A 20,293-nucleotide genomic window follows, 5' to 3' on the forward strand; every position below is an offset into this window, starting at 1 on the left:
CGTTCGCGCCCGCCCCTCGCTTCTCTCCGCTCCGTCGAGTGAGAGGACCGCGTTTAAGAGCCACCCCGCTCTATACCGCGTAACCGTGAGTGTCAACCGTCGGGGCGTCGTCGCGGCCGCCCTCTCCGTGATCTATCCGGGGATCGGACACGCGTACCTCCGAGCGTGGCTCCGCGCGGTCGGCTGGATCGTGCTCTCGTTCGCCACCGCGTACGTCCTCGTGCCCGATTCTTTGATCCAGACGTACCAGGTCGCGCTCTCGAACGGCGACTTCGGCGCGCTCAGCGCCGCGGCGCTTCCGGCGGACGCGGCCGCCGCGCTGCTGGTCGTCCGACTCTGTAACGTTATCGATGCCTACTTCGTCGCCGTCCGGCAGTCGACGCCGGCGCGGACGGCGAGCGACGAGCCGACGTGTCCCGTCTGCGGGAAGGAACTCGACACCGACCTCGACTTCTGCCCGTGGTGTACGACCGAACTCGAGTGGGAGTATCCGGGCGAGGAGACGCGGGACGCGTAGCGGCCCGCGTGCGGTCGGGGCTCGCTACTTCTCGATGATCCGCTCTTCGACCTGCTCGCCGAAGTGACGCCCGCCCTCCTGCGTGAAGACCTTGACGCGGTCGCCGGCCTCGACGTCGGTGATGGCGGTGCGTCCGTCCTCGGTCTCGACTTTGATGGTCTCCGCGTTCTGGATGAGGGTGTCGATCCGATCGCCGTCGTCGGTCTCGGCGGTGAGGCGGAACATCGGGCGGCGCTCGATCTTCGCGCGCCCCACCACGGCTTCGCGGGTGTGCCCCTCGACGTCGACGACCTGCACCTCGTCGCCGCTCTCGAGTTCGGCGAGGTATTTCGTCCCGCCGTCGGGCGTCCGGATGTAAGCGTGGACCGCGCCGGCGTTCACGCGGAAGGGACGGGAGGCGACGTACGGTGACTCCGCCGTTTCGGCGTAGACGAAGAAGAGCCCGCGGCTCATCGATCCGACGAGCATCCCCTCGTCGCCGTCCATGAGCGTTCCCGTGTCGACGCAGACCCGATCGGCCGCGCCGGCCTCGGCTATCTCGACGACCTCCGCCCATTCGAGGTCGAGCGTCTCGCGCTCGGCCCGATCGCGGACGCCGACGGTGCGGCGGATCTCGTCGGGGTCGTCGCTGTCGAGGAGGACGGCGTCGGCGCCGATGTCGAGCGTCTCGAAGGCGGTGTCGGCTTCCTCGGCGGTGGTGACGCCCGCGACGAGCGTGGTCTCGTCGCCGATGCGTGCGATGAGGTTCTCGAGGGGGATGATCGTCCAGTCCTCACCGACGACGAACGTGTAGTCGGCGTCGGCGGCGGCGGCCTCGGCGAACGACTCGTACTCCGTCCCGAGGATGCGGACGTAGGCACCGGCCACCTCGTCGTTCCGGCGCAGCGTGGTGAGGTCGGCGCTCCCGGAGAAGTCGCTCGGGAGCTCGACCGTTCCGTCGTCCTCGGCCTCGCCGATCACGTCGGCGTCCTCGCTCGTGAACGCGGCGACGTTCACCTGCCCGAGTTCGCGGACGCGCGCGACGTCCGCCTCGTCGACGAGCACCCAGTCGACGCCGGCTTCGAGACCGGCGGTGATCCGTCGCTTCCGGGCCTCCCAGTCGCCGACGGCGCCGTCGGCCTTCAGCCACACTTCGCGTGTCATTAGTTGCACCTCAGTACGCGACGGCTTGAACGTGGCGACTACGGCCACGCTCGGGCCGTCGCGTGGGGACGCGGCCGACGCCGTCAGGTCACGAGCCACCCGCCGTCGACGGTCACCGTCTCGCCCGTCACGTAGCCCGCGTCCTCGCTCGCGAGCCAGAGAAACGCGCCCGCGACGTCCGCGGGCGTGCCGGCGCGGCCGAGCGGGAGGGGCTTGAGGAGGTCGCTCTCGCGGTCGTACGAGCGCGCCTCCGCCGTCCACCCCTCGGTGATCTCCGTGCCGATGTGGCCGGGCGCGACCGCGTTCACGCGGACGCCGTGCTCGCCGAGTTCGAGGGCGGCCCCGCGCGTCGCCATCCCCACCGCGGCCTTCGAAACGTCGTAGGCGGACTGGCCGAACTGGCTCACCTCCGCGCTGATCGAGGAGGTGTTGACGACACAGCCCGGATCGTCGCGCTCGATCATGTCGCGGCCCGCGGCCTGCGTGCCGACGAAGACCCCCTTCACGTTCACCCCGTAGAGCGCGTCGAGGTCGTCGGGGTCGATGTCGAGGAACGGCGCCTGTCGACTGATCCCCGCGTTGTTCACCATCACGTCGACGCCGCCGAACTCGTGAGCGGCGTCGACGACGCTCTCGACCTCGTCGGGATCACAGACGTCTGTCTCGACGAAGTGCGCCTCGCCCCCGTCGTCGCGGATACGCTGTGCGGTCGGCACGACGGCGTCCACGTCGTGCGGTTCCTCGTCCACGTCGGCGACGAGTACCGTCGCGCCCGCGTCGCCGAAGCGCGTGGCGACCGCGCGCCCGATGCCGGAGCTCCCGCCGGTCACGATCACCGTCTCGCCCTCGAAGTCGTAGCTGAGTCGTCCCACGGTGACCGATCGGCGCCGCGGGGAAAAAAGGAACCGGCGGGCTTCAGTCGAAGTACGCGAGGGCGTCGTCCACGCTGGCGTCGTCGTGGACGACGGCGGAGACGGCGCGCGCCATCGCCTCGGGGTCGTCGTGCTGGAAGATCGAGCGCCCCATGGAGACGCCGCGGCCGCCGGCGTCCATCGCGCCGCGGACGGCGGCGAGCGTCGCGCGATCTCCCTCGGGGCTGCCACCGGCGATGATGACGGGCTTGGCGGTGGAGCCGACGACGTGCTCGAAGCTCTCGGTGTCGCCCGAGTAGGCGGTCTTCACGAGGTCCGCGCCGAGCTCCTCGGCGAGGCGGACGGCGTGCCCGAGCGACTCGGGGTCGTGGCCGTCGACGCCGGGACCGCGGGCGTACGCCATGGCGAGCACGGGCAGTCCCAACCGATGGGCCTCGCTCGTCACCTCGGAGAGCGCGGTGAGCTGCTCGGGCTCGTGGTCGCTCCCGACGTTGATGTGGAACGAGACGGCGTCCGCGCCGGCGCGCACGGCGTCCTCGACCGTGCCCGTCTGGCGCTTGTCGTTCTCGTCCGGGCCGATGACGGTCGAGCCGTTGAGGTGGACGATGTAGCCCGCGTCGTTCTTGTTCGGGTGGACGCGCTCGGCGATCCCCTTCTGCGTGAGGACGGCGTCCGCGCCGCCGCGCGTCACCGCGTCGATCGTGGTCTCGATGTCGCGCAGGCCCGCGACCGGCCCGAGCGTGACCCCGTGGTCCATCGGGACTGTGAGGTAGTTGCCGTCCGTGCCGATCCGGTCGAGGCGCGCCCGTGTACCCGTGTGCATCGTGTTGGTACGTGGTACCGTACGGGCTACTTTGTCGTTTCCGGTTCGGGCGCTTCGCCCCGCGTGGCGTCCTCGATCCCGGCGCTCAGCTCCGCCGCCTTCTCGCGGAGGGCGTCGGCGGCCGCCTCCACGCTCTCCGCCGCGGCGATCGCGTCGACGAAGACGCTGCCGGCGACGACGCCGTCCGCGCCGCCCTCGACGATCGCCCTCGCGTGTTCGCGCTCGCTCACGCCGAAGCCGACCGCGTAGGGGAGATCCCCCTCGGGGAGGCGCTCCAGGCTCTCGTAGGTGTCCTCGGAGACGTCGGTGCGCGCGCCCGTCGTCCCCATGCGCGCCTGCACGTAGATGAACCCCGAGGCGCGTTCGAGGATGCGCTCGATGCGCTCCGGGGTGGTGGTCGGCGCGACGATGAAGATCAGCGCGACGTCGTGTGCCTCGCAGGCGGCTTCGAGCGCCGTGGACTCCTCCACGGGGAGGTCGGGAATGATGAGCCCCGAGACGCCCGCGTCCGCGGCGGCTTCGACGAACGCGTCGACCCCGTCCCCCTCGCCGTACTGCAGGAGGAGGTTGTAGTACGTCATGCAGACGATGGGGACGTCGACGTCGAGGTCGCGTACGAGGTCGAGGTAGCGCGCTGGCGTCATTCCGGCGTCGAGCGCGCGCCGGATGCCCTCCTGGATCGTCGGACCGTCCGCGATCGGCTCGCTGAACGGGAGGCCGAGCTCGATCACGTCCGCGCCGCCCTCGACGAGCGCTTCGACGTACGTTTCGGTGGCGTCGGCGCTCGGATCGCCCGCGACGACGTACGGCACGAGCGCGGGGCCGTCCGCGAACGCCGCGGTGACGTCGTCGGCGCTCACGCGCGGAACACCTCCATGTCCGGGGCCTCCTCGAGGTCCCGCTTCTCGGACTCCTCGATGACGGTGTCGAGGTCCTTGTCGCCGCGCCCGGAGACGTTCACGATCACGGGGCCGTCCCCCTCGTAGTGTTCGAGGTAAGCGATCGCGTGGCTCGACTCCAAGGCGGGGATGATTCCCTCCTCGCGCGAGAGCCGGTGGAACGCCGCGAGCGCCGCGTCGTCATCGACGTTCACGGGCGTCACGCGCTCCGAATCGACGAGGTGCGCGAGCTCGGGGCCCACGCCCGCGTAGTCGAGGCCGGCGGAGACCGAGTGGGACTCGACGATCTGTCCCTCCGCCGTCTGGAGGAGCTTCGTCTTCGCGCCGTGGAGCACGCCCACGGTACCGGTGCCGAGGCTCGCGGAGTTCGGCGCGTACTCCTCAGATGCCTCGACGCCGAGGCCGGACCCGCCCGCTTCGACCGCGTAGAGGGCGACGTCCTCGTCGTCGACGAACTCGTGGAACGCGCCCATCGTGTTCGAGCCGCCGCCCGCGCAGGCGACGACGGCTTCCGGGAGCCGGCCGAGCTGATCCAGCGCCTGCTCGCGGGCCTCCTCGCTGATGACGGACTGGAAGTCGCGCACCATCGTCGGGAACGGATGGGGTCCGACGACGGAGCCGATGACGTAGTGGGTGTCCTCGACCGTCGTCGCCCAGTCGCGCATCGCCTCGTTCGTCGCCTCCTTCAACGTCCCAGAACCGACGGTCACGGGGTTGACCTCGGCGCCGTGGGTGCGCATCCGGAAGACGTTGGGACGCTGGCGGTTGATGTCCGTCCGGCCCATGTATATCTCGCAGGGCATGTCGAGGTACGCGGCGGCCATCGCCGTCGCGGTGCCGTGCTGGCCCGCGCCCGTCTCCGCGATGATCCGCTCCTTGCCCATGTACTTCGCCAGGAGGACCTGCCCGAGCGCGTTGTTCAGCTTGTGCGCGCCGCCGTGGAGGAGGTCCTCGCGCTTGAGGTAGACGTCGAGGCCGTACCGCTCGGAGAGGTTGTCCGCGCGTCCCAGCGGCGTGGGTCGCCCGCCGAAGTCGCGCAGGCGCTCGCGGAAGTCGTCCACGAAGCCGTCCTCGTTGTTCAGGACGTATCGCTCGTAGGCGTCGGTGAGTTCCTCGACCGCGGGCATCAGGACCTCGGGGACGTACTGGCCGCCGTAGCGACCGAACTTCCCCGCGCCATCGTCCGCGTTCGTGCTCGCGTCCGTGGCGGTCTCGCGTCGGCTCATGTGGACTCCACCACCTCCGCGTTCACCAACGCTTCGGTGTTCGCGGCGACGTCGCCGTCCATGATCGCGGAGCCCACGAGGAGCGCGTCCGCGCCGGCCGCGCGCATCCGTCGGACGTCCGCGGGCGAGGTGATCCCGCTCTCCGCGATCAGCGTCACGTCGTCGGGGACCGCGGGTGCCACTTCCTCGAACGTCCCGAGGTCGACGTCGAGCTCGGCGAGATCGCGGTTGTTCACGCCGATGTATTCGGCGCCCGCGTCGAGCGCGCGCGCGACCTCCTCGCGGTCGTGGACCTCTACGAGCACCTGAAAGCCACGCTCGCGCGCCGCGTCGTGGAGGCGTCCGAGGTCGTCGCCGACGAACCGCGCGATGAGGAGCACGACGTCGGCCTCGACGGCGTCCAGTTGCGCCTCGCGCACCACGAAATCCTTGCGGAGGACGGGGACGTCGACGGCCGCCCGTATCCGTTCGAGGTTCGCCGTCGAGCCGCCGAAGTGCTCGGGCTCGGTGAGCACCGAGAGGGCGCTCGCGCCGCCGGCGACCATCGCCTCGGCGAGCTCGACGGGGTCGTCGCGTCGCTCGCCCTCGGTCGTCGGGCTCGTCGGTTTCACCTCCGCGATCACGGGCACCCGTCCGTCCGCCTTGGCGTCCGCGACGGCCGCTCCGAGCGAGCGCGGGTCGACCGACACCCGGCCGCCCGCGACGTCGCGCTCGCGCGCCGCGCGCAGGATCGAGCGCACCTGTGGTGCGAAATCATCGTCCATTACTGTACACTAATGCACGCATCTGTACAAGAGCGTTTCCCTCCGATCGCCCGGACCACGAACCTTGAAGTCCGCGCTGGCCGACCGGACCCGTATGGACGCCGGCATCTACGCGTTCGCCCCGACGTACCTCGATCGCTACGTGCAACTCGGCGTCGCCGGCGACCGCATCATCGACGTCTCCTTCCCCAAGGACCCGGACGACGACGCGCGGGACGACCACCCGCTCTTCGAGCGACTGAACGCCTACTTCGAGGGCGTGGCCGACGACTTCGCCGACGTCGCCGTCGGGCTCACGATGGCGACCGACCAGCGCGCCGTCCTCGAAACGGTGCGCCAGATCGGCTACGGCGAGCAGGTCACCGTCGAGACGCTCACCCGTATGACGGCCGGTCTCGACGCCGACGAGGAGGCCGACCGCCAGCTGGCGCGCACCGCGCTCGCGGAGAACCCCGTTCCGCTCGTCGTCCCCGATCATCGCGTTCGGGACGCCCCGAGCGGCGCGCCGCCGGAGGTCGAGCAGAAACTCCGGAGCCTCGAAGGCCTGTAACCTCGCGTCGACGCCCCACCACGCTGGCGCGGACCGTTGCGGAAGATAGAAAAGGACCGACGACGAACCTCCCGTATGGACGTTCCCCTAGAGCTTTCAGCGTACACGCGGGTGCTGAAACTGGCGAGCACCCCGGAGTGGGAGGAGTTCTCCCAGATCGCCCTCATCGCCGGGGCCGGTATCCTCCTCATCGGCATCATCGGCTTCGTCATCTTCCTCGTCATGGGCTTCATCCCCGGGACGGGTGTCTGACGCATGGGAGTGTTCGCCGTCAAGACGACCGCGAGTCAGGAGCAGACGGTCGCCAGCATGATCGCCAACCGCGAGGAGAACGAGATCCACGCCGTTCTCGCGCCCGACGCGCTCACCAGCTACGTGATGGTCGAGGCGGACAACGACGCCGTCATCTCGCGCGTCATGGAGGAGATCCCGCACGCGCGCAGCATGGTGCCCGGCGAGTCCTCGATCAGCGAGGTCGAGCACTTCCTCAGCCCGAAGCCCGACGTCGAGGGCATCGCGGAGGGGGACATCGTCGAACTCATCGCCGGCCCGTTCAAGGGCGAAAAAGCGCAGGTCCAGCGCATCGACGAGGGCAAAGATCAGGTCACCGTCGAACTCTACGAGGCGACCGTCCCCATCCCGGTCACGGTCCGGGGCGACCAGATCCGCGTGCTCGACAGCGAGGAACGCTGAGCAGAGCGGAGCGCTCCTCGGCGATACGAGCGCGGGACGAGTCGACCCGTGCGCGATTCGTCAGTGCTCGTGACCGGGAACGAGCGACGGACGCGTCATCTCGCGGTCGTCGGCCTTCTGCAGCGCCGTCGAGACGTCGACGAGGTCGAACCCCGCGTCGATCAACTCCGCGTAGGGGTAGCGCTCGACGGTGCGCGAGAGGAAGTCGAGGCCCTTGCCGAGATACCACGGGTCGTAGTGCATTGTCGGCGTCACCTGGATGTTCTTGCGCGTGAGGAGCGCGGGGTCGAACTCGGTCGTGTGGCCGGGCGTGATGTTCCCGATCTCGAGGTAGCGCGCGCCGTTGCGCAGGAGGTGTGGGCCCTCCGCGAAGGCCTCGGGGACGCCCGCGACCTCGACGCCGATGTCGGCGCCGCGGCCGTCCGTGAGCTCGGCGACGCGATCCGCGCGGGCCTCGACGGTGTCGTACTCGCGGAAGTCGACGACGTGGTCGACGCCGAAGTCGCGCGCGCGCTCGATGCGCTCTTCGACGCCCTCGACGAGGATCGTCTCCGCGCCGAACTCGTTCGCAACGGCGATGGCGTTCTGCCCGAGGCCACCGCCGCCCTGGATGACGACGGTCTCGCCGTAGGAGAGGTCCACTTCCTCGAGCCCGAAGAGCACCTGCGTGAGCGCGCAGTTCGCGGCCGCCGCGACGCCCTCGGGGATGTTCTCCGGGACCTTGTAGAAGTACTGTTCGGGGTGGACATAGTAGTGCGTCCCGAAGGTCCCGTGGAAGTGCGGGAACTCGTCGGGGTGTTTCACCCAGTGGGAGAGGGCGTTCTCGCAGGAGCGGAACTCCCCGCGGCCGCACGCCGCGCACTTCCCGCAGGCGACGAAGTAGGTGGGCGCGACGAGGTCGCCCTCCGCGATCGGTTCGCCGTCGTAGTCGGTCGTCACGCCCTCGCCGAGGTCGCTGACGCGACAGAGGGCCTCATGACCGAGCACCATCCGGTCGAGGAGCGGATGGGTCCCGTTCCAGATGTGCAGCTCGGAGCCACAGACGTTCGCGCGGACGACTTCGGTGACAAGCGCGCCCGGTTCGGGGTCGGGGACCGGATACTCGCGGATCTCGACCTCGCGTTCGCCTGCGAGGTACGCGAGTCGGCCCGTGGCGTTCGTCGGCACACCGGTATCGATACGAACGAGCGGTATAGTCCTTGCCCCGCGAACGACCCGCTTTCCACTCGCTCACGGCCGTGCCGTCCGCTGACGGCGCGGTGGCGGCTCCGTTCGGTTAATCCACGTAGCCGAAGGCGTTCGCCGCGAACTCGGCGTCGACGTAATCCCGACCGTGATCGGTGAGTCGGTAGTACGCGCCCGCCGCGCCGGCGTCGAGCGTCTCGACCACGTCGCGCTCGGCGAGGGCGTCGAGGGCCGCCTCGACGTCGGTGATCGAGAGGTGTTCGTCGAGGAGCGCGTCGGCGTTCGCGGCGATTCCGGCGGGTGAGACGCCGATCGCGCCCTGCGAGAGGACGCGGAGCACGGCGTCGATGTCGTCGTCGCGCCAGTCGTCGGGCATGATCGGTAGCGTCTCGCGGCGCGTAGAAAAAGCGTCCGGCCGGGCGCGCGAAAGTGTAACGCTAAAAGCCTCGCCCCGCGTACGCCGTCGCGTGACGGAGACCCGCGTCGATCCACACGTGAAAGTCCTGGACGCCGACGTCGCGGCGCGCGCGAAGGCCCGCGGCATCGACGTGCTCGTGTACGCACCGCACTTCACGCGCCTCCCCGCGATCCGCGAGCGCGCCGACGCGTTCACCGACGACGACCTCCTCGTCGTGCCGGCGCGCGAGGTGTTCACCGGCCCGTGGCAGGAGCGCAGACACGTGCTCGCGCTCGGTCTCGACGATCCCGTCCCGGACTTCATCACGCTCGACGGCGCGTTCGAGGCGTTCGACGCGCAGGACGCGACGGTGCTCGCGCCCCACCCGACGTTCGCCACGGTGAGCCTCGGGTCCGCGGACGTCGAGCGCTACGGCGATCGGATCGCCGCCGGCGAAGTGTACAACCCCAAGCAGTGGCCGTACCAGAACGATCGCGCCCGCGAACTCGTCGAGGCGCACGGCCTCACCGCTTTCGGGTCGAGTTACGCCCACCGGCGCGCGACGGTCGGCGAGGTGTGGACGACGTTCGAGCGCGACATCCAGAGCGCGGCCGACCTCTGTGCGGCCTTCGAGGCGGGTGCGCCGCGGCGCGTCGAACACCGGACGGGCTGGCGACACACCCTCCGCTGTCGCGCGGAGTTCTGCCACCTCGCGTGGGAGAACACCTACGAGAAGGCGGATCGCATCCTTCTCTCGGGCATGGAACCGACGCACCCGCGCCACATCGCGTACGAGGAGCGTTTCGACGACGTGCGGGTCTACTGAAACCGAGACCGTTCCCTCAGACCCCCGACCCCAGGGCCTGCACGGAGACGGAGACCGCGGAGAGATCGACGGTCGGGATGACGCTCGGCGCGTAGGTCAGCAGGGCGTAGATCGCGCCGAGCTCGACGAGCGTGATGACGATCGTGATCACCGTCGCGTACTGCGAGGACGTCGTGACGCCGACGGGCGTGCCGAACTCCTCGTCCCAGAGCGGGTAGAAGAGCGCGATGCCGCGCTTCGAGCCGAGGACGTCGAGGACGAAGTGGGAGACGACGCCGATCCACACCCACTGGAGGTTCGAGAAGTAGATCGTGTAGCCGTAGAGGACGGCGACGACGAAGACGTTGTGCAGGGTCTTTCGGTGCCGGCCGAACTCGGTGTCGATGTCGGGGACCAGCGCGCCGAGGACGACGGGGACGAAGACGGCGGCCATCGTGACGAGCGTCTGGACGTTCCCCTCCGGGTGGAGGACGAAGCCGAGGCCGATCCCGAGCAGGCCGCCGTTGAGGATGTGGTCTTTCTTGTTCACTCGCGGGCCTCCACGGCGGCGAGGACGTCGTCGAGCGCCCGCCGCGCGATCTGTTCTTTGATCTCGGTGCGATCGCCGTCGAAGACGTAGCGCTCGACGGTCGTGTAGGTGTCGTCCGCACCCCACTCGCCGGCGTGCGCGACGCCGACGTAGACGGTGCCGACGGGTTTCTCCCCGCTCCCGCCCGTCGGGCCGGCGATCCCGGTCGTGGAGACGCCCCACGTCGTCCCCGCGGCGTCGCGGACGGCGCGCGCCATCTCGCGGGCGACGGGCTCGCTCACCGCGCCGTGGCCGTCGAGGGCCTCGCGGGAGACGCCCGTGTCGAGTTTCGCGTCGTACGTGTAGGTGACGTACGTTCGATCGAAGTAGTCCGAGGAGCCGGGAACGTCCGTGAGGAGCGACCCGACGAGGCCGCCCGTGCAGGACTCCGTCGTGGCGATCGTGTCACCGGCGGAACGGAGGGCGTCGCCGAGGCGCTCCTCGATCGGCGGGTCGTCGGCGTAGTCACGCATACCCCGGCGTAGTCGCGGGGAGGGTATTGCAGTTGCGGGCGTCCCGCGCTCGCCGCGGCACTGTCGTACTGTCCTCAGACCGTGTCCCGATCCGTGTAGGTGTAGCGCCGCGCGATGAACCCCTCCCCGTCGAACTCGTGGAAGTCGGCGAAGCCGAAGGCGACCGACTCGCCGTCCTGTACGCCCTCGAAGCGTCCGCGGACGGCCACGGTGTCGCCGTCGGCGACGACGTCGAAGACGGTGTGCTCGCCGTCTTCGAGCGGGCGGCCGGTCTCGTAGAACGCCTCCATGTCCGCGAGCCCCTCGATGGCCGGCTGTCCGGGGCGTTCGTAGACGACATCGGGACTGAAGAGGCCGAGCAACCCCTCGTAGTCCTCGTCGTCGACGAGGTCGTAGTAGCGTCGCGCCGCGTCCGGGTCCGCGTTGTCCGTCATACCCGTGATGGGGAGCGTCGGCTACCTAAGCGGTTCGGCCCCGCGGCGCGACGGTCCTATTGGCCGACGTGCGCGCTGTACTCACCTACCCACTCCCCCACCGCGCCGTCCGCCCGATCGGGGGACAGCTATATGGTTCATGCCAACAGACGGCAATACGGATCGCCATGCAACCGTGCCAGAACTGTGAGTCGGTCATCGACGAGTACGTCCTGGACAAACAACTCGAACCCCTCCGCGACCTGACGGTCGACGACTTCAACGTCTGCGCCGACTGCGCGACGGTCGTCGCGGACGCGTGTGTCGAGTGCGGCGGTGCGGTGTACGTCCCGCGGAGCGCCGAGGAGGCCCCCGATTACTGCCCGGCGTGCCGGGCGGGGCGCATCGCGCGGACCGGGCGCGATCCCGGGTGGACGCGCGACGCGGCCTCGTCCTCGTCGGGAAGCGCTTAACCGCCTCGCGGCCGCGCTCCCCCGTATGGAGTACGAGGAACCGCTTTTCTTCACGGTGATGCAGTACGCGGACGCCGCCGAGCGCGATGTCGTCGACATGGTGTCGGGGAACCCCGACTGGGGCGCGCCCGACGGGATCAGCGAGGGCCTCCACGACTACGCGGACACCGGCGGCGAACAGTTCCAGTATCCGCCGAGCGCCGGCCTCCGCGAGCTCCGCGAGCGAATCGCCGAGCGCCGCGGCGTCGCCACGGAGCGCGTGATCGTGACGAACGGCGGCGGGATGGCGAACACGCTCGGGATGGCGCGCGCCCTCGAACGCTTCGACGGCTCCGAGGTCCTGATGGCCGATCCCGTCTACCCCTACTACCCCGGTAAGGCGGAGATGCTCGGCGGCGTCCAGCGCTTCGTTCCCGTCGACGACACGGGTTGCCTCGACGCCGCCGACGTCCGCGCCGCGGCGAGCGACGAGACGGCCTGCATCGTCGTCAACACGCCGAACAACCCCACGGGGGCCGTCTACCGCGAGGAGACGATGCGCGAACTCGCCGCCGTCGCCGAGGACTACGACGCCATGCTCGTCTCTGATGAGGTGTACGACCACTTCGACTTCACGGGCGAGTTCACGTCGGCGCTCGCGCTCAACTCGGAGCACGTCGTCGTCACGAACTCCTTCTCGAAGACGTACGCCATCACGGGCTTCCGCGTCGGCTACGTGGTTCTCCCCGCGCGCGACGCCCCCGCGGCCCGGACGCGGAACATGTTGACGAACGTGGCGACGAGCCGCCCCGCGCAGGCCGCGGTCCTGGAGGCGCTGCGAACGACGGACGCCTCCTACCACGAGGCGAACCGCGAGCGCCTCCGCGAGCGGGTCGAGACCTTCACCGCCGCCCTCGATCGCGCCGGCGCGGCGTACACCACGCCCGAGGGGGCCTTCTACGTCCTCGCGCGCTTCCCCGACTACCCCGGCACGATGGCGAACGCGAAGCGCCTCATCGACGAAGCCGGCGTCGCCGGGATGCCCGGCGAGGCATTCGGAGCGGCCAGAAGCGACTGGCTCCGCTTCGCGCTCGTCTCCCCGCGCGTCGACACCGCCGCCGAACGACTGGCTGAGTACTTCTAAACGACCTAACGTACCCTTTGCCGCGCTCGTTCGCTTCGCTCACTCGCTGGCAAAAGCTACGACAAAAGCGCATCGGACCCCCTTCAGGGGTCCTCGCGCCTCGCGGCGAAGCCGCGAGTGAATCGCGGGACTACCGGGTCCTGTCGGACCACTCGTCCCGCGAACGCTGGCCCGCGTCGTTCGACTCGCCGTCGCTCGTCGTGGAACGGGCGTCCGGTCTGTTGCCTATCGAATGACTGAGTAGGAACACCCCCTGAAAGTATCTGACAGATAACCATCAGCTCAGTATATGGTCCGTGTCTCCCTCCACACCTTCGTTGCAGTGTGCTTAATCGTCCTTGCAGGCTGTGCCGCTATAAACCCTCTATCGCCATCGAACAACCAGAACTCACAGTACCACCTTCACGTTCAGCAAGCAGACGGGAACGTTTCATCCGGCGATGCGGTCCAATTCGATGAGCTGACTCCTGCCCAACAGCGGGTCTTCAAGCACGCGCTTCAGAAGGGGATCGCTGACGTGCCGAAGAATGTCAGTGTCCACCCGTGGACTCACTACCGCTACGTGAGATATGACAACCACACGTATGACGCGGTCGTGTCCACGCAGTAGGCTGATCCGCCCTCTATCGAACGTTCAATGGCTGCTCTACGTCGAACGTTCCCGGTGTGGTCTGCGGTTCAGCGTACTCGCTCTGTCGGCGCGAGTTTCATCGGTCGCCTCCAGCGACCGGGAGTTTTCCCCCTCGCGGGACCTCCGGCCCCGCTAGTCGCTTACTTACTTCGCTCGCGCGGACCAGAGAGCCTACCCCTCCGGAACTCCCTCATCCACGTATGAGCGAACTCGAAGTGGAGGCCGTCGAGGACCTCGACGCGCCGAGCGTCGCGGCGGGCACGGCGGAGTACGTCCTCTACGGCGGGAAGGGCGGCGTCGGGAAGACGACGATGGCGGCGGCGACGGGACTGGCGAGCGCGACCGACGGGACGCCGACGCTCGTCGTCTCGACCGACCCGGCGCACAGCCTCTCCGACACGTACGGGGTCGACGTGCCGAATCGACCCGGGCGGCTCCGCGAGGACGTCCCGCTCTGGGGCGTCGAGATCGACCCGGACGAGGCGATGGAGCGCGCGGGCGCGATGGGCCTCGGCGGCGAGGAGGGTGCGGGCGCGGGACCGATGGGCGGCCTCGGCGACCTGCTGGGCGGTGCGGGCGGGGAGTCGGCGAATCCCCTCGGCGGACCGATGCCGGGCGCTGACGAGGCGGCGGCGATGCAGTTGCTCGTCGAGTACCTCGACGACGATCGCTTCGAGCGCGTCGTCGTCGACACCGCGCCGACCGGTCACACGCTCCGCCTGCTCGAACTCCCCGAGTTGATGGATTCGATGATGGGCCGCATGCTGAAGTTCCGGGAGAAGATGGGCGGGATGATGGACTCGATGAAGGGGATGTTCGGCGCCGGTGACGACGCGGGCGCGGACGCGGGGACGGCCGGCGTCGAGGAGGTCCGCGAGCGCGTGACGCGTCTGCGCGCCGTCCTGACCGACCCCGCGCGGACGGACTTCCGGATCGTCACCGTCCCCGAGGGGATGAGCGTCGTCGAGGCGACGCGCTTACGCGAGCGCTTGGCCGAGTTCGACATCCCGGTCTCGACGGTCGTCGTCAACAAAGTGATGGAGCCGCTCGTGGACGTGGTGCCTGAGATCCCCCCGGAGACGTTCGTCTCGCCGAACCTCGACGAGTGTGAGTTCTGCCAACGCCGCTGGGACGTCCAGCAGGACGCGCTCGCGGAGGCCCACGACCTCTTCCGCGGTCACGACGTGAAACGCGTCCCGCTGTTGGCCGAGGAGGTCCGCGGCCCCGACGCGCTCCGGGTCGTCGCGGCGTGTCTCGCCTGACGGGCGAAACGATAATGATTATTACTAGGGGTGACGCACTCCCGTGCGTATGCTACAGGGATACGCACTCCTCGCGCTCTTGCTCCTCGCCGTCGCGTTCATCGTCGTCGCGACGGCGCGCCTCGAACTGCACGCGTTCCTGACGCTGCTCGTCGCCGCGTACGGGACGGCGCTCCTCGGCGGAATCGATCCCGCGCGGGCCGCCACGCTCGTCACCGACGGCTTCGGCGGGACGCTCGGCTACATCGGGATCGTTATCCTCGCGGGCACGATCATCGGCACCATCCTGGAGAAGTCCGGCGGCGCGATCGTCATCGCCGAGACCGTCCTCGGCCTCTTCGGTGAGGACCTGACGACGGAGGCGCTCGCGGCCACGGGCGGCCTCGTCAGCATTCCCGTCTTCTGCGATTCCGGGTTCGTCATCCTCTCCGGGCTGAACCGCGCGATCGCGGAGCGCTCGTCGCTGTCGCTCGCCACCGTCGCCGTCGCGCTCGCCGGCGGCCTCTACACGACGCACGTCTTCGTCCCGCCGACGCCCGGCCCCATCGCGGCCGCGGGCATCCTCCACGCTCCCATCGGGCTCGTGATGCTCGCTGGGATCGTCGTCAGCATCCCCGTGATCTTCGCCGCCGCGAAGTGGGCCGATCGCGTCGCCTCGAACTACGAGATCGACCCCGCACCTGAGACGACCGTCGAGGAGATCGAGGCCGAATACGGACACCTCCCCTCGCCGGCCGCGGCGTTCGCCCCGCTCGTCGTCCCCATCGTCCTCATCGCCGTCGGGAGCGTCGCCACCTACCCGAGCGCGGAGGACCCCGCGTTCGTCACCGGCCAGCTCCAGAGCGCGCTCCAGTTCGTCGGCGACCCCTCGGTCGCGCTCATCATCGGCGCGTTCGTCGGCTTCGCCACCGTCCCCACGTACACCGACGAGATGTCGAGCGAGTGGGTGAGCGAGGGGCTGACGAACGCCGCCGTCATCCTCGCCGTCACCGGGGCGGGCGGCGCCTTCGGTAGCGTCCTCGGCGCACTCCCGCTGCGCGACTTCGTCGGGAACGCCCTCGGCGGCCTCGGCCTCGGCCTGATCGCCGTCTTCGTCCTCGCCGCGGCGCTCAAGACGACGCTCGGATCCTCGACCGTCTCCATCCTCACCACCGCCGGGATCGTCGCGCCGCTCCTCCCCAACCTCGGCCTCGCCGGCACGTGGGGCAGCGTCTTCGCCGTCCTCGCCATCGGCGCGGGGAGCATGACGGTCAGCCACGCCAACGACTCCTACTTCTGGATCATCACCGAGTTCTCCGACATGGAGACCGCGACGGCCTACCAGGCGTGGACGCTCGCCACGCTCGCGCTCGGGATCGTCAGCATCGTCTGGATCGTCATCCTCAAGAACATCGTCGTCGCCGTGGCCTGACGCGGGTCACCCGACGACGAGCACCCGGAGGTCGTTCACGTTCGTCCCCGTCGCCCCCGTCGTGACGAGCGCGTCCGCGTCGTCGAGCACGGGGAGCGCGTCGTTCTCGCGGAGCGCCCGCCGCGCCGCCCGCCGGTCCGCGAGCGTCGCCGCGTCCACGACCGCACCCGCCGCGGCCGTCGCGCCATCGATGCCGTCCGTATCGACGGCGCAGAGCGCCGTCTCCCCGTCGAGTTCGAGCGCCGCCGACAGCGCGAACTCCAGGTTCGGCCCGCCCTCGCCGTCCCCCCGCACCGTCACCGTGCACTCGCCGCCGGAGACGACGACGCAAGGCGGGGAGAGCGGATCGCCCGTCGCCAGCGCCTCCTCCGCGATCGCGACGTGGGTCTTCGCGGCCTCGCGGGCCTCGCCCCGGACGCGCGTCGAGAGCACGAGCGGCTCGTAGCCCGCCTCGCGCGCCCGCCCGACCGCGGCGTCCACCGCCGTCCGGTTCGTCGCCAAGACGTGCGTCGAGACGCGTTCGAACGCCGGATCGTCCGCGCCGGGGGTCTCCGCGCGCTCACCGGCGGCACCGCGTTCGAGGTGCCCGCGGATCGCCTCGGGTACCGCTACGTCGTAGTCGTCGAGGACGGCGAGCGCGTCCGCGTACGTCGAGGGGTCCGCCACCGTGGGCCCGCTTCCGATGACCGAGAGGTCGTCGCCGACGACGTCGCTGAAGACGAGCGTGGCGACGCGCGCCGGCGCGAGACGCGCCGCGAGGCGGCCGCCCTTGAGGGCCGAGCAGTGCTTGCGGACGGCGTTCACCTCGTTGATCGTCGCCCCGCTGTCCAGCAGGGCGTCCGTCGTCGCGCGGAGGTCGGCGAGCGTGAGCCCCGCCGCCGGCGCGGGGAGGAGCGCGCTCGCGCCGCCCGTGATCACCGCGAGGACGAGCGTCCGCTCGTCGACCGCGTCGGCCGCCTCGCACAACGCCTGTGTCGACGCGACGCCGCGCTCGCTCGGCACCGGGTGATCGCCCGGTCGCACGTCGACGCGTTCGGTCTCCGCCGGATCGTCCGTGACGACGACGCCGCCCGCGAGCGCGTCTCCGAGGACGTCTTCGAGCGCCGCCGCGACCTGCGAGGCCGCGTTGCCGCCGCCGAGGACGACGACCGTCTCGTAGTCGTCGCAGTCGATCGTCGCCCCGCCGATGCGGAGGCGTCCGCCGTCCAGCGCGACTTCCTCGCGGACCACCGTCGCCGGATGCGCGGCCTCGAATCCCGCCAGCGCGCACTCGCGCGCGAGGTCCCGGCGCGCCTCGGCGTCGCTCGCGACCATCAGGCGAGATCGTAGAGCGCGTTCACGACGCGATCGCGCAGCCGATCCGGGAGGTAGCGCGCGAGGCTCATCGCCTTCGCCGCCGGGCCGACGGGGTATCGCGCCGCGGGTCGGGTCGTGCTCGCCGCCTCGAGGACCGCCGCCGCGACGTCCTCGGGCGCGCTCGTCGCGAACCCGTTCGAGACGGTATCGAAGCCCTCTAGGAACCGATAGACGCGATCGTACGCACCCGAGGAGCCGACCGGTTCGAGCTCCTCGCTGACGCGCTCGCCGAACTCGGTGTCCACCGGTCCCGGCTCGATCAGCGCGACGTCGATGCCGTGGGGTTCGACCTCGCCGCGCAGCGCGTCGCTGAGCGCTTCGAGCGCGAACTTCGAGGCGGCGTAGACGCCCTGTCCGGGCGTCGAGACGCGCCCGACGACGCTGGAGACGTTGACGATCGTCCCCGCCTCGCGCTCGCGCATGTGCGGGAGCACCGCGCGGACGAGCCGGTGGGGCCCGTAGACGTTCACGTCGAACTGCTTGTGCACCCGGCGCGTCGGGACGTCCTCGACCGCGCCCATCTGCCCGTAGCCCGCGTTGTTCACGAGACAATCAAGGCGTCCCTCCGCCGCGACGAGCTCCTCTACGACCTCCTGGCACTGCGCGGGCTTCGTCACGTCCAGCTCGGCGGTGCGCGCACCCGCCTCGCGGAGCGCCGCCAGATCGCTCTCGTCGCGCGCCGTCGCCCACACCGTCCACTCCGCCGCGAGGAACGCCTCCGCCGTCGCCCGTCCGATCCCGGACGAACAGCCCGTGATGAGTATGGTCTCGTCTGTCATACGCGTCCGGTCGCGCGCCGGGCAGTTAAGCGTGGGCGAAGCGGTCCCGTCCGCGGCTCCGCACGCCCCGCTCCGGTCGATGCGTTCATGGCGACTCGCTAGTCCTTCGTCGCCACGCTACTCGCGTGTCGCTCTCGGTGCTCCCGCTCGCTTCCTCGTGGCGACTCGCTAGTCCCTCGTCGCCACGCTACTCTCCCGTCACGTCACCGACGGCCGCGTCCGCGAGGCGGGTCGGCTCGGGGAGCTTGTACCCCGCGCAGGTCGCGGCGACGAGATCCGTCGCCGTCCCCGTCGCCACCCGGTGGCCCGGGCTGACGACGAGCGGATTGACGTGGCGGCGCTCGGGGTGATCGTACTGACGCGACTGGTAGAAGTGGCCGATCGTCGTCCCCGCCGGACACGTCTCGACTTCCTCGTTCGCCTCGATACCGACGCGCTCGCCCGCGTCGAGGTAGCGGCCCTCGACGTCCGCGACCGGCGTCCCGCAGAGGAGGTTCTTGGCGACGCCGACGGTCGGGGCGTCGAAGAGCACACCGACGTGCGTGGCGATACCGGCCTCGCGGTAGTGGATCCGCCCGCTCCCGTCGAGGACGAGCAGATCCGGCCCGACCGAGAGCGATTCGAGCGCGTCGACGATCGCGCTGCCCTCGCGGAAGGCGAGCAGCCCGGGAACGTACGGGATTTCGAGGGGCGCGCGCCCGACCGCCCGCTCGATGACCCGCCCGCCGCGGAGCGCCACCGCGACCGAGACGGCCTCGTCCTCCCGGAAGGCCTGATCGACGCCGGCGACGACCGGCCCGTCGCCGTCGAGCGTCGCCTGCGCAGGCTCCACCGACTCTCCCGCCTCGATCCGGTCGTCGACCCGGATCGCGTCCGGAGCGAGGCCGTGGTCGTCCGCGAACGTCGCGTCCGCGGCGATATCGCGCTGCATCGCCTCCATCGCCGCGGCGTCGAGCGCGGGGTCCGGGAGGTACGCCGGACGGACGACCTCCATTCAGATGCGCCCCCGACCGGGTCCACCCGGGCCGCCCGGCCCGCCGCCGAGCGTGAGTTCGTCCGGCGCACGCCCGCCCTGCGACTTGAGGTACGCGCCGTAGACGAGGCCGACCGCGAGGCCGGCGAGGTGCGCGACCTGCGCGACGCCGCCGCTCCCGATGCCGCCGACCGAGGTGACGAACAGGGAGTAGGCGGCGAACCCGAGCGTGAACAGCCAGAGCGGGACGGGGAGGATGAAGTAGATGTACACCCGCAGGCTCGGGTTCAAGACGGTGAGGACGCCCATCACGGCCATGATCGCGCCGCTCGCGCCGAGGACCGCCGCGTACTGTCCGAGGAACGCCGCGGTGCCGACCTGCGCGAGGCCGGCGAGCGCGCCCGCGCCGAGGAACAGCGCGGCGAAGCGCCCTGATCCCACCCGTCGCTCGACCGTCGGCCCGAAGAAGTAGAGGGCGATCCCGTTGACGAGAAGGTGGGCGAACCCGCCGTGCGCGAAGATCGAGGTGAACCACGGGTAGACCCAGAGGAGGTTCGTCGTGTTCAGCGTGAAGAGGTTCTGCGCGGAGACCGATGAGATCCCGAGCGTCGAGACGACCCCCTGGAGCCCGACCGTGAGCACCATCAGCCCGAGGAAGACGTACGCGACGTTCCCTCGGAGGTAGCCGAGCGGCCCGCCCGTCGCACCGACCGACTGGACGGCGCGCTCGACGCGCGATTTCTCCTCTCGGCCGGTCTCCTCCGGCCCGAAGACGCCCGCCGGGTCGTCCCACTCGTCGAGGCCCGGACAGTCGTGGTTCTCCGGGAGGCGGTGCTCCTCGCAGTACGTGCCGCCGCAGAACCGACACCGATAGGGCATCCCCACCTGTCTTCCGCAGCGGTCACACGTCGCCATTACCGACGTGTCGGGACGGCT

At 70.2% G+C, this 20,293-nt stretch carries 24 protein-coding genes; 9 read left to right on the forward strand and 15 right to left on the reverse strand.

What is annotated here, in order from left to right; translation table 11 throughout:
• Positions 1–85: 85 nt before the first annotated feature.
• Positions 86–517, forward strand: coding sequence for a DUF7575 domain-containing protein (locus IEX91_RS06660; RefSeq protein ID WP_188877855.1), 432 nt, complete (start codon positions 86–88; stop codon positions 515–517).
• 24 nt (positions 518–541) lie between these two features.
• Here the strand turns inward: IEX91_RS06660 and IEX91_RS06665 are convergent, their stop codons facing one another.
• From IEX91_RS06665 to trpC, 6 genes are all read right to left on the reverse strand, one after another.
• Positions 542–1,660 carry a 3-dehydroquinate synthase II gene (locus IEX91_RS06665; protein WP_188877857.1) on the reverse strand — a complete coding sequence of 373 codons (1,119 nt, stop codon included), beginning with the start codon at positions 1,658–1,660 and terminating at the stop codon, positions 542–544.
• An 83-nt stretch (positions 1,661–1,743) separates the two neighbouring features.
• Positions 1,744–2,532, reverse strand: coding sequence for an SDR family NAD(P)-dependent oxidoreductase (locus tag IEX91_RS06670; RefSeq protein ID WP_188877858.1), 789 nt, complete (start codon positions 2,530–2,532; stop codon positions 1,744–1,746).
• 43 nt (positions 2,533–2,575) lie between these two features.
• Positions 2,576–3,355, reverse strand: coding sequence for a 2-amino-3,7-dideoxy-D-threo-hept-6-ulosonate synthase (locus IEX91_RS06675; protein ID WP_188877859.1), 780 nt, complete (start codon positions 3,353–3,355; stop codon positions 2,576–2,578).
• Positions 3,356–3,381: 26 nt separating this feature from the next.
• Complete coding sequence (gene trpA, locus IEX91_RS06680; protein WP_188877860.1) at positions 3,382–4,215, reverse strand: tryptophan synthase subunit alpha; 834 nt, start codon at positions 4,213–4,215, stop codon at positions 3,382–3,384.
• Positions 4,212–5,480, reverse strand: a complete 1,269-nt coding sequence (trpB, locus tag IEX91_RS06685; protein ID WP_188877861.1) for a tryptophan synthase subunit beta — start codon at positions 5,478–5,480, stop codon at positions 4,212–4,214. Before trpB ends, trpA begins: the two co-directional genes overlap by 4 nt.
• A complete protein-coding gene (gene trpC / locus IEX91_RS06690) occupies positions 5,477–6,244 on the reverse strand; it encodes an indole-3-glycerol phosphate synthase (RefSeq protein WP_188877862.1) in 768 nt (255 codons plus the stop codon). The genes trpB and trpC overlap by 4 nt, the downstream gene beginning before the upstream one ends.
• Positions 6,245–6,338: 94 nt before the next feature.
• On the opposite strand from trpC, the gene IEX91_RS06695 reads away from it, so the two are divergent.
• The 3 genes from IEX91_RS06695 to IEX91_RS06705 all read left to right on the forward strand — a co-directional run bounded on the left by IEX91_RS06695 (position 6,339) and on the right by IEX91_RS06705 (position 7,487).
• The gene (locus IEX91_RS06695) at positions 6,339–6,794 is read left to right on the forward strand and encodes an MGMT family protein (protein ID WP_188877863.1); all 456 of its coding nucleotides are present in this window, start codon (positions 6,339–6,341) and stop codon (positions 6,792–6,794) included.
• 75 nt (positions 6,795–6,869) lie between these two features.
• Positions 6,870–7,046: a protein translocase SEC61 complex subunit gamma gene (locus IEX91_RS06700; RefSeq protein WP_188877864.1), complete on the forward strand. Its 177-nt coding sequence runs from the start codon at positions 6,870–6,872 to the stop codon at positions 7,044–7,046.
• A gap of 3 nt (positions 7,047–7,049) precedes the next feature.
• The gene (locus IEX91_RS06705) at positions 7,050–7,487 is read left to right on the forward strand and encodes a transcription elongation factor Spt5 (protein WP_188872009.1); all 438 of its coding nucleotides are present in this window, start codon (positions 7,050–7,052) and stop codon (positions 7,485–7,487) included.
• 60 nt (positions 7,488–7,547) lie between these two features.
• Here IEX91_RS06705 and IEX91_RS06710 read toward each other — a convergent pair whose 3' ends face one another.
• Both IEX91_RS06710 and IEX91_RS06715 read right to left on the reverse strand, forming a co-directional pair.
• The gene (locus IEX91_RS06710) at positions 7,548–8,654 is read right to left on the reverse strand and encodes a zinc-binding dehydrogenase (RefSeq protein WP_188877865.1); all 1,107 of its coding nucleotides are present in this window, start codon (positions 8,652–8,654) and stop codon (positions 7,548–7,550) included.
• 109 nt (positions 8,655–8,763) lie between these two features.
• A complete protein-coding gene (locus IEX91_RS06715; protein ID WP_188877866.1) occupies positions 8,764–9,048 on the reverse strand; it encodes a hypothetical protein in 285 nt (94 codons plus the stop codon).
• A 91-nt stretch (positions 9,049–9,139) separates the two neighbouring features.
• Here IEX91_RS06715 and IEX91_RS06720 point away from each other — a divergent pair, with 91 nt between their 5' ends.
• Positions 9,140–9,895 (forward strand): PHP-associated domain-containing protein, encoded by a 756-nt coding sequence (locus IEX91_RS06720; RefSeq protein ID WP_229772812.1) that lies wholly within the window; start codon positions 9,140–9,142, stop codon positions 9,893–9,895.
• A gap of 16 nt (positions 9,896–9,911) precedes the next feature.
• On the opposite strand, the gene IEX91_RS06725 is transcribed toward IEX91_RS06720, so the two are convergent.
• The 3 genes from IEX91_RS06725 to IEX91_RS06735 form a co-directional block, all read right to left on the reverse strand.
• Positions 9,912–10,424, reverse strand: coding sequence for a metal-dependent hydrolase (locus tag IEX91_RS06725; protein ID WP_188877868.1), 513 nt, complete (start codon positions 10,422–10,424; stop codon positions 9,912–9,914).
• Positions 10,421–10,936, reverse strand: a complete 516-nt coding sequence (locus tag IEX91_RS06730; protein WP_188877869.1) for a CinA family protein — start codon at positions 10,934–10,936, stop codon at positions 10,421–10,423. The genes IEX91_RS06725 and IEX91_RS06730 overlap by 4 nt, the downstream gene beginning before the upstream one ends.
• Before the next feature lie 74 nt (positions 10,937–11,010).
• A complete protein-coding gene (locus tag IEX91_RS06735) occupies positions 11,011–11,370 on the reverse strand; it encodes a nuclear transport factor 2 family protein (RefSeq protein ID WP_188877870.1) in 360 nt (119 codons plus the stop codon).
• A 167-nt stretch (positions 11,371–11,537) separates the two neighbouring features.
• On the opposite strand from IEX91_RS06735, the gene IEX91_RS06740 reads away from it, so the two are divergent.
• The 4 genes from IEX91_RS06740 (at position 11,538) to IEX91_RS06755 (ending at position 16,249) form a co-directional block, all read left to right on the forward strand.
• The gene (locus IEX91_RS06740; RefSeq protein ID WP_188877871.1) at positions 11,538–11,822 is read left to right on the forward strand and encodes a DUF7571 family protein; all 285 of its coding nucleotides are present in this window, start codon (positions 11,538–11,540) and stop codon (positions 11,820–11,822) included.
• A 25-nt stretch (positions 11,823–11,847) separates the two neighbouring features.
• The gene (locus IEX91_RS06745; RefSeq protein ID WP_188877872.1) at positions 11,848–12,945 is read left to right on the forward strand and encodes a pyridoxal phosphate-dependent aminotransferase; all 1,098 of its coding nucleotides are present in this window, start codon (positions 11,848–11,850) and stop codon (positions 12,943–12,945) included.
• 831 nt (positions 12,946–13,776) lie between these two features.
• Positions 13,777–14,838, forward strand: a complete 1,062-nt coding sequence (locus tag IEX91_RS06750) for an ArsA family ATPase (RefSeq protein WP_188877874.1) — start codon at positions 13,777–13,779, stop codon at positions 14,836–14,838.
• Between the two features lie 49 nt (positions 14,839–14,887).
• Positions 14,888–16,249 (forward strand): GntP family permease, encoded by a 1,362-nt coding sequence (locus IEX91_RS06755; protein ID WP_188877875.1) that lies wholly within the window; start codon positions 14,888–14,890, stop codon positions 16,247–16,249.
• A gap of 6 nt (positions 16,250–16,255) precedes the next feature.
• Here the strand turns inward: IEX91_RS06755 and IEX91_RS06760 are convergent, their stop codons facing one another.
• The 4 genes from IEX91_RS06760 to IEX91_RS06775 all read right to left on the reverse strand — a co-directional run bounded on the left by IEX91_RS06760 (position 16,256) and on the right by IEX91_RS06775 (position 20,272).
• On the reverse strand, positions 16,256–17,563 hold the full coding sequence (locus tag IEX91_RS06760; RefSeq protein ID WP_188877877.1) for a glycerate kinase type-2 family protein: 1,308 nt from the start codon (positions 17,561–17,563) through the stop codon (positions 16,256–16,258).
• Positions 17,563–18,384, reverse strand: a complete 822-nt coding sequence (locus tag IEX91_RS06765) for an SDR family oxidoreductase (RefSeq protein WP_188877879.1) — start codon at positions 18,382–18,384, stop codon at positions 17,563–17,565. Before IEX91_RS06765 ends, IEX91_RS06760 begins: the two co-directional genes overlap by 1 nt.
• Positions 18,385–18,571: 187 nt before the next feature.
• Positions 18,572–19,378, reverse strand: coding sequence for an endonuclease V (locus IEX91_RS06770; protein ID WP_188877880.1), 807 nt, complete (start codon positions 19,376–19,378; stop codon positions 18,572–18,574).
• A complete protein-coding gene (locus tag IEX91_RS06775) occupies positions 19,379–20,272 on the reverse strand; it encodes a rhomboid family intramembrane serine protease (RefSeq protein ID WP_188877881.1) in 894 nt (297 codons plus the stop codon).
• Positions 20,273–20,293 lie beyond the last annotated feature (21 nt).

This window comes from Halarchaeum nitratireducens, assembly GCF_014647155.1.
GTDB lineage: Archaea > Halobacteriota > Halobacteria > Halobacteriales > Halobacteriaceae > Halarchaeum > Halarchaeum nitratireducens.